This is a genomic window from Flavobacterium sp., assembly GCF_028712645.1.
Taxonomy (GTDB): domain Bacteria; phylum Bacteroidota; class Bacteroidia; order Flavobacteriales; family Flavobacteriaceae; genus Flavobacterium.
Genome location: NZ_JAQTPQ010000085.1, coordinates 1 through 13620 on the forward strand (window position 1 = coordinate 1; position 13620 = coordinate 13620).

The 13620-nt window shown below is 34.4% G+C and carries 11 protein-coding genes and 1 pseudogene; 11 read left to right on the forward strand and 1 reads right to left on the reverse strand.

The window, feature by feature from the left end; genetic code table 11:
* From PHC28_RS08230 to PHC28_RS08240, 3 genes and pseudogenes are all read left to right on the forward strand, one after another.
* A pseudogene (locus tag PHC28_RS08230) lies at positions 1–627 on the forward strand (TonB-dependent receptor); the annotation flags it as partial.
* 101 nt (positions 628–728) lie between these two features.
* Positions 729–1151, forward strand: a complete 423-nt coding sequence (locus PHC28_RS08235; protein ID WP_300098554.1) for a hypothetical protein — start codon at positions 729–731, stop codon at positions 1149–1151.
* Between the two features lie 78 nt (positions 1152–1229).
* Positions 1230–1769, forward strand: coding sequence for a septal ring lytic transglycosylase RlpA family protein (locus PHC28_RS08240; RefSeq protein WP_367278010.1), 540 nt, complete (start codon positions 1230–1232; stop codon positions 1767–1769).
* A 3-nt stretch (positions 1770–1772) separates the two neighbouring features.
* Here the strand turns inward: PHC28_RS08240 and PHC28_RS08245 are convergent, their stop codons facing one another.
* Positions 1773–2243, reverse strand: a complete 471-nt coding sequence (locus PHC28_RS08245) for a CYTH domain-containing protein (RefSeq protein ID WP_300098557.1) — start codon at positions 2241–2243, stop codon at positions 1773–1775.
* A 322-nt stretch (positions 2244–2565) separates the two neighbouring features.
* Between PHC28_RS08245 and dinB the strand changes: the two genes are divergently transcribed.
* The 8 genes from dinB to PHC28_RS08285 all read left to right on the forward strand — a co-directional run bounded on the left by dinB (position 2566) and on the right by PHC28_RS08285 (position 13411).
* Positions 2566–3648, forward strand: coding sequence for a DNA polymerase IV (dinB, locus tag PHC28_RS08250; RefSeq protein ID WP_300098560.1), 1083 nt, complete (start codon positions 2566–2568; stop codon positions 3646–3648).
* A gap of 422 nt (positions 3649–4070) precedes the next feature.
* The gene (locus PHC28_RS08255; protein ID WP_300098563.1) at positions 4071–4526 is read left to right on the forward strand and encodes a T9SS type A sorting domain-containing protein; all 456 of its coding nucleotides are present in this window, start codon (positions 4071–4073) and stop codon (positions 4524–4526) included.
* Positions 4527–4532: 6 nt separating this feature from the next.
* A complete protein-coding gene (locus PHC28_RS08260; protein WP_300098566.1) occupies positions 4533–6146 on the forward strand; it encodes a SpvB/TcaC N-terminal domain-containing protein in 1614 nt (537 codons plus the stop codon).
* A 59-nt stretch (positions 6147–6205) separates the two neighbouring features.
* Positions 6206–11209, forward strand: coding sequence for an RHS repeat-associated core domain-containing protein (locus PHC28_RS08265; RefSeq protein ID WP_367278011.1), 5004 nt, complete (start codon positions 6206–6208; stop codon positions 11207–11209).
* Between the two features lie 12 nt (positions 11210–11221).
* Positions 11222–11764, forward strand: a complete 543-nt coding sequence (locus PHC28_RS08270) for a hypothetical protein (RefSeq protein WP_300098572.1) — start codon at positions 11222–11224, stop codon at positions 11762–11764.
* 146 nt (positions 11765–11910) lie between these two features.
* Complete coding sequence (locus tag PHC28_RS08275) at positions 11911–12465, forward strand: transposase (protein ID WP_300098575.1); 555 nt, start codon at positions 11911–11913, stop codon at positions 12463–12465.
* 12 nt (positions 12466–12477) lie between these two features.
* A complete protein-coding gene (locus PHC28_RS08280; protein WP_300098578.1) occupies positions 12478–12957 on the forward strand; it encodes a hypothetical protein in 480 nt (159 codons plus the stop codon).
* Between the two features lie 136 nt (positions 12958–13093).
* Positions 13094–13411, forward strand: coding sequence for a hypothetical protein (locus PHC28_RS08285; RefSeq protein ID WP_300098581.1), 318 nt, complete (start codon positions 13094–13096; stop codon positions 13409–13411).
* The last annotated feature ends 209 nt before the right edge of the window (positions 13412–13620 follow it).

Below are 13620 nucleotides of genomic sequence, written 5' to 3' on the forward strand. Positions count from 1 at the left end.
CTTCCGATCTCTGCCAACAGAAATGGATATTATGATGCTAATGGAGTTAATGAAACTCACTCTGGTGTAGAGTTGGAATTGAACTCAAAACCATTGCCAAAATTTAATATTGATGCGATGGTTTCAATAGGAGAATGGAAATATAATGGAAATGCTACTTATAATAGATTTGATGTAAATAACACTCAAATTGGAACAGGCGTTCTTTATCTTGAAAAAGTAAAAGTTGGGGATGCTGCACAAATAACAGCCTCTTTAGGAGCTTCATATGAGGTTATTACTAGAGTAACTCTTGATGCAAACTACAGAGTTGCGGACAAATTATATGCAGCAATTGAACCAGGAAAATTCTCTAATTCAGTAAACGATGGTTCTCTAGAATTACCATCTTATGGATTAATGGATGCTGGTTTTTCATACAAAATGCTTGTAGGTAAAAACAAAGGTGATTCAGTAAACTTTAGATTTAATGTAAACAACCTTTTAGATGAAGTTTACATTTCTGAATCAAGAACTAATAACTTTACTACTCCTACAAGTACAAATTATAATGGAGTTAATGTTACAAACCAAGTTTACTTTGGTTTTGGAAGAACTTGGAACTTTAGTTTACGTTACAATTTCTAAACTATAAATTCTAATACTTTTAAAAAGGGCATCCGCTTTTAGCGCGATGCCCTTTTTTATGCTTTTTTTATTTATATTTGTCAAAACAAAAAACATATTTTATGTACGAAATCATTCAAAAACTTCATTCTGGCTGGGCTTATTTAGCATTTTTAGTATTAGTAATTGCGGTTGTCAATTCACTCATTGGATTAGTGTCCAAAAAAGAATTTACAGAAAAAGACAGGAAAATTTCTCTATTTGGATTAGCAGCAATTCATACTCAATTATTAATTGGTATAATCGTTTATTTTGTTTCTCCATTGGGTTTTTCATCTTTAGGGCAAATGAAAGATACTGCGTTGCGATTAACATCATTAGAACATCCATTAATGAATATCATTGGGATTACTTTGATTACCATTGGTTGGATGAAACATAAAAAATTAACAACAAGCGAATCAAAATTCAAAACATTCTCTATTTATTATGGATTAGGATTACTACTAATTTTGAGTAAAATTCCGTGGAATTTGTGGTTTTAAAAATAATGAAAAGTCCTTTTTAGGACTTTTTTTTACTTAGGTATGGTTTTTGCCAAATTGAATTCAAAAATGAAATAAATGAAAAATATTTTAACCTTTTTTCTTTCCATTATATTCGTATGTTTTGCCAGTGGTCAATCCATAACGAAGGAGAAACAAAAAACCATAGCTAAAAAAGACTCAGTTCTAAAAAATAAAACCCTTGTCATAAAACAAGAAAAACCTTCCTTGATAAAAGATACAGTCAATACAAAAAAGACAGTTATCACAAATCAAGAAATCATTTTGGACACCTTGTCTATTGAAAAAGGAAAATTAGTTCCTTATAAAAAAGAGGCCCATGCCTCCTATTATGCAGATAAATTCAACGGCAAGAAAACCACAAGTGGAATAAAATTTGACAACAATAAATATACTGCTGCTCACAAAAAACTTCCTTTTGGAACTAAAGTGAAAGTGACTAATTTAGCCAATGGAAAGTCAGTAATCGTAGAGGTTATTGATCGAGGACCATTTGTAAAGTCACGAGAAATTGACCTTTCTAAACGTGCTTTTATGGAAATCGCCAAAAACAAGGGAGTTGGAGTTATGATGGTAAATATCGAAATTATAGAATAAGAATTAAACCCATTTTGCAAAAGGATTTTTGCTTAAATAGGAATTGTAATATCGTTTATCATTGGTTACTTCCTTGCCCAACCACAAAGGTTTTTCAAAAGTTTCAGTTTCTGAACCAAGTTCTACCTCTGCCATAATTAAACCTTCATTTTCTCCATAAAACTCGTCAATTTCAAAAATGTGCGAACCCACTTTTACTTCAAATCGGGTTTTATCAATAATACCTTTTTTGCACAATAATAGTAATTTTTGAGCTTCATCAACTGGAATTTCTTTTTCCCATTCAAAACGTGATAAGCCAGACTCATTTGAAGCTCCTTTTATGGTCAAGAATCCCTTATCTCCTTTTATCCGTACTCTAACCGTTCGACCCGGAACGGAACTCAAATAACCTTGCGCAATTCGGTTTTGTGCGAAAGCTTCATTTTTAAAAGCATCTGAGGTCGTGAGAAATTTTCTTTCTATTTCTATCATTGTTTCATTGGGAGATATAAAGTAATCTTTTTATGTTCTACCACGAATTGTGTGGGTTTCTAATTATTTAAAAAAGTTGGATTCGTACAAATCCGTGTAATCAGTGGTAAAAAAACATAAAAAAAGCCACGGATTGCACCTGTTTTTTTTTAATATTCTTTCCAAAATCTGTGAAAATCTGTGTAATCTGTGGCAAAAAAACACCCACTCAATTCGTGGTAAAACCATTTTTTAAGCTATTCATTTAGTCATAATTTCCTTCATCAAATGTATAAAAATCTTCGACTATCTCCGAGTAAATGTTTTTACATAAATTTGCAATATGTCCGAAATTAATCCAAATAGAAAAATCATCCATATCGATATGGACGCTTTCTTTGCTTCAGTTGAGCAAATGGATAATCCAAATCTGCGCGGAAAACCTATTGCAGTTGGCGGTGCTGAAAATCGTGGCGTTGTTGCAGCCGCAAGCTATGAAGCTAGAAAATTTGGAGTACGAAGTGCAATAAGTGGTGTTTTGGCAAAAAAAAATTGCCCCGATTTAATTTTTGTGCGACCACGATTTGAGCGATACAAAGAAATATCAAGTAAAATCAGAAAGATTTTTTATGATTATACTGATTTGGTCGAGCCACTTTCACTTGATGAAGCTTATCTTGATGTTACTGTAAACAAAAAAGGAAATCCAAGCGCAACATTATTAGCACAAGAAATTAGATTGCGTATTCTAAACGAAGTAGGCTTAACGGCATCAGCTGGAATATCGATTAATAAATTCGTGGCAAAAATAGCCAGTGATTACAATAAACCCAATGGTCAAAAAACGGTAAATCCAGATGAAGTCATTTCTTTTCTGGAAGTTTTGCCCATCAGAAAGTTTTATGGAGTGGGGAAAGTCACCACCGAAAAAATGTATCAACTAGGCATTTTCACGGGTTTGGAATTAAAAAGTAAATCATTGGAATTCCTAGAAAAACACTTTGGTAAATCGGGGAATTTCTATTATAATGTAGTTCGAGGCATTCATAACAGTGAAGTAAAATCGGATAGAATCACAAAATCAGTAGCTGCAGAACATACTTTTGACATCAATTTGTCTTCCGAAATTTTTATGATGGAACAGTTGGAAAACATTGCCAACTCATTAGAAAAAAGATTGAAAAAACACCGCATCGCAGGAAAAACGGTGACGCTAAAAATAAAATACAGCGATTTTACTCAACAAACCCGCAGCAAAACTTTACCCTATTTTATTTTCGATAAAGGATTAATTTTAGAAACCGTAAAAGAACTTTTGTATCAGGAACGAATGAAAGATTCTGTTCGATTATTGGGAATATCCTTGAGTAATTTAAACACCGAAGAAAAAAAGACAGTTGTGGTTCAGCTAAAATTTGCTTTTTAAAAGTGGTATAAAAAAATTAGTTTTCAAAATAATTCGGCTATGGTTATATTTAATCTCTTTAGGTATAATTCCTCGAAGTGCTGCTTTGTTTTCTTTTTTTGTCACAGATTTCGCAGATTCTCACAGATTTTTTGGTTTTGTGAATTTGTGTTTAATGTTACTAATACCTCGTTGGCTTTGATGCGAAGTTGTTTATTGATGTGATAATTTTTAGCATAGTGCTTATTTTCATTTCTTGACTTCCTTTGATATACTTTTTTAGTACAGTACCCATTACATCGTTTTGTTATTTACTTTAAATACCATTAAAAATTTAACATAAATTTAACGAGAATAATTAGGTTTAATTAAATGTGGGGGTATTTTTGTGAGAAAATTACCCGTTTCAATATTGTGTAATCCATCTAAAATCAATCTTCATTATGAAAAATTATTTATTACTTCTATTTTTAGGGTTATCGCTATTTGCAGCAGCTCAAAATCCAGATAAAATAACCTTTGACTACGATACAGCAGGTAATCAAATTAAAAGAGAGTTGTGTTTAAGTTGTATCCAAGCGGGCTATAAAACCAAAGCCCCAAAAGAAATTGCAGCACTTCAAAAGGAAGATTTGCAAAAGTTCTTGCCCGAAGATGTCATTTCCTATTACCCAAATCCCGTAAAAGAAGAATTGTACCTCAAATGGGAACTCATTGCAGACAAAACAGTCACTTCTATCTATTTGTATGCTTTGAATGGTCAAGTTATGAAGACGTACAATAATCTTGAAAAAACCAATGCCCTAAACATTCCATTCCTCAATTATCCTACAGGAGCCTATCTTGTTGTTTTGGTGTATAATGATGGGGATCAAAAAACAATAAAAATTGTAAAATAATACGATATGAAGAATTTTTACTATACACTACTATTTTTTGGATTTAGCTCATTTGTAGCAGCTCAAGATATGGGAGGCACACCAGTTAAAGGATTGATTCCAATTACAAGAACGGATAGCCCAAGTCAAACCCCAAAAACACTAAATACCACCAGCGGATTGAATGTAATGTCAGTTATGCAATCTGTTGCTGCAACAACCACTCCTACAGGAACTTCTACCGAAGCAGGAACAACAGAAGGACAATTGTCAGTTTCCCTTTCCGGAGCTGCGAATTACATTATTCCTATTATGGTTCCTCCTGGAATTAACGGAGTTGTTCCTCAAATAAGTTTGGCTTACAATAGTCAGTCAGGAAACGGAATGGCAGGATATGGATGGAATATAGCAGGAGTTTCTAAAATTACCCGAATTCCGGCAACAAAATTTCATGATGGAACGATTGATGGGGTAGATTTTGATAATTTAGATCGCTTTGCCTTTGATGGGCAACGATTAATTGTTAAAACAGGAACTTATGGAGCAAGTGGAGCAGTATATGAAACCGAAGGTTTTTCGAATGTAAAAATTACTTCTTATGGAGTACATCCAAGTGGAGCAGCTTATGGTCCTGCTTATTTTTTAGTAGAATATCCTGATGGTTCAAAAGGGTATTATGGTAATTCTACTGATTCCAGAAATATAATGGAATATGCCATTACCTATTGGGAAAACCCACAGGGAGTGAGAATTAGTTATACTTATTACAATACCAATAATATATTAAATATCTCTACAATCAATTATGGCACTCTTGGCGCAGCAACTCCTATTAACAAAATACAGTTTAATTATAATACAGCCAACCGTCCCGAAGAATTTTATGTAGGGGGGCAAAAGATTTTACAAGACAAAATTTTAAACAATATAGTTGTTACTGGCAACAGTATTGGTTTTAGAAGTTATTGGTTAGTTTATGATATAACTTCTCTAGGATATCAACGATTAATTAGTATTACTGAAAAATCAGGAGATGGATTAAAAAGCTATAACCCCACTGTTTTTACTTATGGAAATACAGCCGAATCTATATCTTATGCAAATATTACGACAAGCTTAACTGTTGGAAATATTACGTCATTAAATGCTGGGACTGTTTCTGGGGATTTTGATGGGGATGAAAAAATGGAATTTTTAATCTACCCTACTACAGGTACAAGCAGTAAAGCAAAGTATTGGTTGTTTTCGAATATTAGTTCTGGTAATTACGCAAACATAGGTTGGGAACATAATGTAGGCGCCTTTGAATCTATTTTTCCAACAACATGGCTAAGTTGGAATAATCACTTGATGCCCAAACAGGGATGGACAGTCGCTAAAAAGACAGATGCCAATTATACTTTTACAGTTTATAGCGCAGGAACAGTATCTCCTATTTATTATCAATATGAACGAGTTGTGAATTTTCCTACTCAACCATCTGGAAATAGTTGTTACCCTAATAAAATAATACCCAAAACTATAATCTCTGGAGATTTTAATGGCGATGGACTTACCGATGTGATTGCTATTGATAATACTTGTAGTTCCAAAAAAGTCTATTATGTAGATTTAAAAAGAGACAATACTGCTAATTTTTAACCTATTCGGGGGAATTATCAGCTGTTCTGACTACAACTTCTAGGGTAGATGTAGCCGATGTGAATGGGGACGGAAAATCAGATTTTATGGTTTTCGAAAACGGAAAAGTAACCAGTTACACCCTGAATGATGCCAATCAATTGATTTTGTTGTGGAATTATTCAGATGCAAATATTTCTGTAGCTACTACTAAAACCATTCTGCTGGGTGATTACAATGGAGATGGTAAGACCGATTTTATTATTCCTAGTGGATACGGTTCTACTTCTTGGTATAAATACTCTTCTACTGGAACTAGTTTTATAAAAACGACACAAACCTATTCTGGAGTTTCTTTTTTGCAAAATGATTCCTACAACACTTATAATTATATCGCATCCGATTATGATAAAGATGGAAAATCGGATTTAATTTTAACAAAAAGTAACCGAAATTCAGGCAACACTTTAGGGAGCTTAACAATCACATCCTATAAAAACAGTAATGGAATTTTCAGTAGTACTAATTCAACTACAGCGAGCAGCCCTACTAGTTCAGATATTTACCTCAATGCGCTCCCTATATACTTACCTACAGGAAAAGGAATCACAACCAAAGACAAACCCTATAATCCTACTCTAGAAATAGCCTTTTTAAGCAATAATAAAATTTTCTATTTTAATTCCAATAAGGATAATACTCAAGATCAATTGGTAAGGTCTATTACCACTGCTAATGGAGTGACGGAATCAATTACATATAAACCGTTGAATTCAGATATTGATTATACTAATGGTTCCTATATTTATAATAGTTCTTATTCTGATACTTATCCTAATTCGAATATCCAGTCGGCTTCAAGCATGCAAGTGGTTTCGATGTTAGAAAAACAAAGTGCTACCAATTACAAAAAGCAATTGTATTCTTATTACGACGCTATTTCTAATACGGAAGGATTAGGATTTTTAGGATTTAGAGCTACTGCCAGTACCAATTGGTTTGATAGTAACAATCCTATTATGACAACAGTTTCTAAATTCGATACTAACTTACGTGGAGCGAATATCGAGAGTTATACCGTTCTCGGGCAATACAATGCCAGTGATTATGCTGCTCCGAGTAATTTTATCAGCAAAACCACATCTACTTACAGCAGTTCTTTAGGAGCCAATAAAGTCTTTAATCTTAAACTTACCGCTTCACAACAGTATAATGGTTTAGATAATACCAGTACTGAGACTACTGTTGTGTATGATACTTATAATAATCCTACGCAATCAACAACTCTTGCAAAAGAGGCAGGAACAACCCAACAAACTACCCTAAGTAATTTGACTTATGCTACGCCTACGAGTTCACCTTATGTAGTGGGCAGACCTGTAAACAAAACCCAAAGTGTAGCTGCATCAGGAGATACTATGACTACTGAAGAGCAATACACATACGATACAGGCGGTTTACTGACCCAAGTAAAGAAAAAAGGACATAATACCAATTTTATTACCGAAGATAATATTTATGATACCTTTGGGAATATTACCAAAAAAACTATTTCTGCTACAGGTTTGACCGATAGAGTAACGAATTATGAATACGACTCTTCAGGACGATTTTTAACCAAAAGCATTGATGTTGAAGGATTAGCTACAACTTATAGCTACAATACGGCAAATGGGGTATTAAATTCGGAGACCAACCCGTATGGGCTAACCACTTCTTATTTGTATGATTCTTGGTTCAAGAAAACAAAAACCACTGATTATTTAGGAAAAAGCAATACCTATGCCTACACCAGAATTTCTGAAAAAACAAAAGTAACCGCAACTGGAGATGACGGCAGTTATAGCGAAGAACTCTATGATGATGTAGGACGAAAAATAACCGCCAGTGTAAAAGACCTCAACGGAAATACTGCAAGTGTATCCTATCTCTATGATATTTATGATAGAAATTATAAGGTAAGCGAACCTTATTCTGGAAGTAGCGCCACACAGTGGAACGAAACCCAATTTGATGTGTATGGCAGAACGATTAAAAATATTGCTTTTACAGGTAAAACAACCACCATCAGTTATTCAGGCCTAACGACAACGGTTAACGATGGTACGTTGACCAAGACTTCTACCAAAAACTCCCTGGGGAACATAGTTACCATGACCGATACTCCCGGAGGAACAATTACTTATGCCTATTTTGCCAACGGCAATCTTAAATCATCTGATTATGATGGAATTGCCACGACTCTGGAGCAAGATGGTTGGGGCAGGAAAACCAAATTGACTGACCCATCAGCAGGTGAATATACCTATACCTACAATGATTTGGGAGAATCTTTAACAGAAACTACACCCAATGGCACTACAACCTACACGCTAAACGCTGTAGGGAAATTGACAAATAAAACAATTGTAGGAACGAATACCAATAGTGCAACGACTTATGCTTATGACAGCACTACAAAACTACTAACAAGCAGTACTTTTGTTGATGTCTTAGAAAATAATGCAACTACAACAACAGCCTATACGTATGACAGTAATAAAAGACTGGCGAGTTCTGTTGAAACCACACCTTATGCTAGCTTTACCAAACAATTGACTTATGATGATTTTGGTAGAGTAAATACCGAAACTTCGATAGCCAGTGCAGCCGGAAAATCAAGTGCCAAAACGGTGCAACATACTTATAAAAATGGACAACCTTGGCAAATGATTGACACTGCCAATTCTCAAGTATTATGGCAAACCAATACTGTCAATCCCCGAGGGCAACTAACGGAAGCAATGATGGCTAATGGAAATATGGTCGTTAACAATTTGTATGATTCTTATGGTTTAATTACACAAGCTAATCACATCAGAACAGTTGTTTCTTCAGGAATTTTTATGACCCTTACTACGGCGTTTGATCCACAAAAAGGCAATTTGAGCAATCGTACCAACAGCTTGTTTAATCATACAGAAAATTTTGGGTATGATGCCCAAGACCGATTGACTACCACTACTACAGAAAGTGCGTTTATCCACGAAACTACTATGGATAACAATATTACAGGTTATGAAACCGAAGGAGGAGCAACTACATCCTATTCAAGTGGAGCACTCGTGACACAAGCTGTACTTGCAGGAGCTACCCTAAAAAAAACGCTGTTAACTGGAGCGACAATTGGCGATAAAATCAGTATAAACTTAACAGCCTATAAAGTAGCAGGTTCCGACACCTTTAAAATATACATTCAGGAAGTAGGAGCAGGTTCTACTCTTTACTTCAAAAAAGAACTCACATCAGGGACAAATACATTTGAACATACCGTAACACAATACACAACGTTAGTTCTTAGAATTGAAAAAGTAAATACCACTGCAAACAATGTCTTTGTTTTAACCGAACTTACTGCTAGCAGACCATCCCAAACAACCCAAGCTTATGATGACCGTGGAAGGATAACAGACAATAATTTAGGAACCTATAATTACAACAATACTGCTAAAGCGTATCAAAACACATCAATAACGGTAACTCCCGAAGCGCTTACTTATTATCAAAACTACCCAACACAAAACATAAGTTACAACGCCTTTAAGAGTCCGTATCAAATTGAGGAAGTAGGAAAAGATAAAATAAGCTTTACTTATAATGACAACAATAGTCGTAGCACGATGTTTTATGGTAGTTTAGACAATAACAAACTACTAAGACCCTTACGCAAATACTACTCTGCCGATGGCAGTATGGAGATTAAGCATAATATCCAGACAGGAGATGTAGAGTTTGTTACCTACATAGGTGGCGATGGCTATACCGCACCTATCGTGTTAAAAAGCGATGGTACAACCCAAAATTACTTATATTTACATCGTGATTACCAAGGTTCTATTCTAGCTATTACTGATGCCACGGGAGCAGTTCTAGAAAAACGCCTTTTTGATGCTTGGGGAGCTATTATAAGTGTACAAGATGGAGCTGGTAACACATTAAACGGTCTTACTATATTGGATAGAGGTTACACCGGTCACGAGCATTTGCAAAGTGTAGGCTTGATCAATATGAACGGGCGTTTGTATGATCCTAAATTGCACCGATTCCTGCAACCCGATAATTATGTGCAGGATCCTAGTGATACGCAAAACTATAACAGATATGGGTATTGTATTAATAACCCGTTGAAGTATGTCGACATTAACGGGGAGAGTTTCTGGAAGTGGCTGAGTAGCAACTGGAGGACTGTGGTTACGGTCGTGGCGGCCGTCGCCACTGCCGCAATAATAGTGGCCTCAATGGGTACTGCCACACCTCTGGTCGTCGGTTTTTGGGCAGGTGCGGGTGCAGGTTTAGTAGGAGGAGCCTTAGGAACGGCTCTCAATGGCGGCAACTTCGGGCAGATAGTCATGGGTGGATTCACGGGTGCTCTTATGGGTGCTGCTACAGGTTATGCAGGGGCTTATATGAGTGCGGCAATAGGAGCAGTAGGTATTGTTCCAGGGGCGTTGTCTGGTGCGGCTACTTCTACTACTTTAGGAGCAATGACTAATATAATATCAGGTAACGATTGGAATGCAGGTTTAGGTATGACTGCCATATTTGGTGCAGTTGGTGGTGGTGTTTCCGGGTTTTCAGCAGCTAAAGCAAGTGGTTCTGGTATTTGGTTTGGCACGGAAGCTAAACCTTCTGCTACGGTTATTGCTGGAAATATTAATAAAGAGATAGCAAAAGCTCAAGCGGATTATGATAAATCTCTTAGAAGTCAAGCAGAACCTACAGCTATGGGGAATACAGAGGCTGATAATGGAGGATTAAATTTATTTAAATTTGGATCTCAAGAAGCCGAAACTGATATAGGTTGGAAATCTGGAGATAGATTTCTAAATATGAATGATCAAGGTACTCCAAAGCTTAATTGGAAGCAAAATTCAGGGTTTTTAAGAAGTGAAATGAATTTAGGTAAGCCTATTTTTGATTCTTATAGACTTCCCAATGGTAATTTAATACCAACTAGAGGTTTTTTAAATGCAGAAAGATACTTGTTGCAAAGTAGAGGGTGGAATTATAATCAAGGAAACGGGGCTTGGATGCCTCCTCATTAATTATTAAAAATAATGGAATTTAGTAAAATAGTATTAGAAAAATTAGGTTTAATTTTTAAGGAGTATAGCCTAAATATTATTGAAAGAAGGAGTGATTATTTAAAATTGAACTCCAAATATTTGAGAATCATAATTTCACATAATCGCTTTGAAAATTCAAATACAATTTGGTTAGGCAGGAATGATGAAAAAAGTGCTAAAGTAGAAATAGACGATGAGATTCTTAAACAGTTTTTTAACTCTAAATTGAAATTGAGCCAAGTATCTACAGAAACTTTTATAAATAATCTTGTTTTGTTTTTTGAAAATGAGGCTCTGCCATTATTTACAAACAACAAAAATAAAATAAGTGAATTAGAAAAATTTAATTTGGACAGAAGTCAAAAATATACTCAAGAATTGTTAGTAAATCAAAATTTATTTGCGGCCAATAAAGAGTGGGAGTTTGGTAATTATAAAGAGTTTATTAAGTTAATTGACAAGATAGATAAGGTTGAATTACCAACCTCTTATCAATTAAAATACAACATTGCTAAACATAAAGTAGAAAAGTAACCCGATCGCTCGGATATGCAATAAACATCCTCGTGCAGATAGCGCGGAATTGCATTCCGTGCCCACAAAGTTGAGCAGGCAATACAAGTCCAAAAAGCTACATTCGTAAAAAGGTGTAGCTTTTTTTATATCTTTAAAGCAAAAAAATGTCAACAAAATACAAAGCCACAACAACAGACGAAGCCTATTTTATAACCATAACAACGGTAGGCTGGATAGATGTTTTTACGAGATTGAACCAAAAATACGTTATTACCAATGCATTGAAACATTGCCAAGAAAAGAAAGGTTTAGAAATTTACGCCTATTGTTTGATGTCTAGTCATTTGCATTTATTATGCAAAGGCACGGATGGTTTTATTCTGTCGGATATTCTGCGTGATTTCAAGAAATTCACTTCCAAGCAAATTGTAAAAACCATACAAGAAGAGCCTGAGAGTCGAAGAGAATGGATGTTGGATTATTTTCAAAAGTCTTGTGAACATCTCAAGAAAGACCAAAAATATAAAGTGTGGCAAGGAGGTTACCACGCTGAAATTGTTCAAAGTAACTGGTTCATTAAACAAAAGATTAATTACATCCATAACAACCCCGTAAAAGAAAAAATTGTAACTCTTCCAGAAGATTATTATTTTAGTTCAGCAAGAAATTATGCGGGATTAGATTATGAATTAGAAGTAATTTTGTTAGATTTGTTTTAGTGGATTATTGGAGTGGGCACGGATTGCAAATCCGCGCTATCCACACAAGAACTATTTTATATATCCGAGCGATCGGGTTATCGCCCAGAATATAATTTTTTTGGAGAAAAAGTTAGAATAAATTCAGAAAATGGTAGTAATAATTGGTCGTTTTTAGGTGTAATACATACTTCTCAAGCTTTTTATGATAATTATAATACTTATGGACTAACTAGAAAAGGAGGTTTACTTTTAATGCACGAATATGGACATTATTTGGACTCACAATATGATCCCTTAAAATGGTATGGCTATGGAATGTGGTCTAGTATGGCAACAGCAAATTCATTAAATGCTTCAAGTAATTGGACGGAGATTAGGGCAAACACTATGTCTTATTATTATTTCCATTTTCCTATTATTTTTCTTAAACACAAAGATGAATATCCTATTGATGTGAACTCTATTCCTATGGATTTAAAACTTAAATTGTATCACCATCGAAAACTTTAAAACAATGTTAAAATCTAAAAACTTTCTATTTATTTTATTTATTTTTTATTCTTGTGATAAATATGACCCACGGGAATTACTTGTTAAAAATAATTCTGATAAGGTAATATTTAGCATCTTATCTAAAAACGACAATATGAATAATGGAGGATTTTATTATGAATATCAAAATGGTTTTGATGAAAGTGAGAGAGGAGATTATGATGTTCCTTTTGTTTTTACCGAAATTAAAAGTGGGCAAATAATTGCAAATCATGATGGACCTAGATTCTGGGATAATTATTTCAATAGTTTAGAAGATAAAAAAGCAAGATTATTCATTGTGCAAAAAGATAGTGTAGATAAGTATGGTTGGAAAGAGATATTTAAGAAAAACATTTATAATAAAAAGTATCTTTTTACAATTAAAGACTTAGACAGTTTGAATTGGACAATTACTTATGATGGAAATTAGCGGTTTTTTAAGATAAGAGTTTTAAAGCGATAGACACTATGCCCGATCGCTCGGATTCAGCTAAAATTTGCTTTTTAACAAAGGTTTAATAGTCAAAAATAGTTGGTGAAAATGCTGTAAAGCATTATAAAATATGATGTTTCCAAAAGTTTATTGAAATTCGTTTCAATAAACTTTTTTATTTATGACAAATTCAAAAAAAAGCGTTG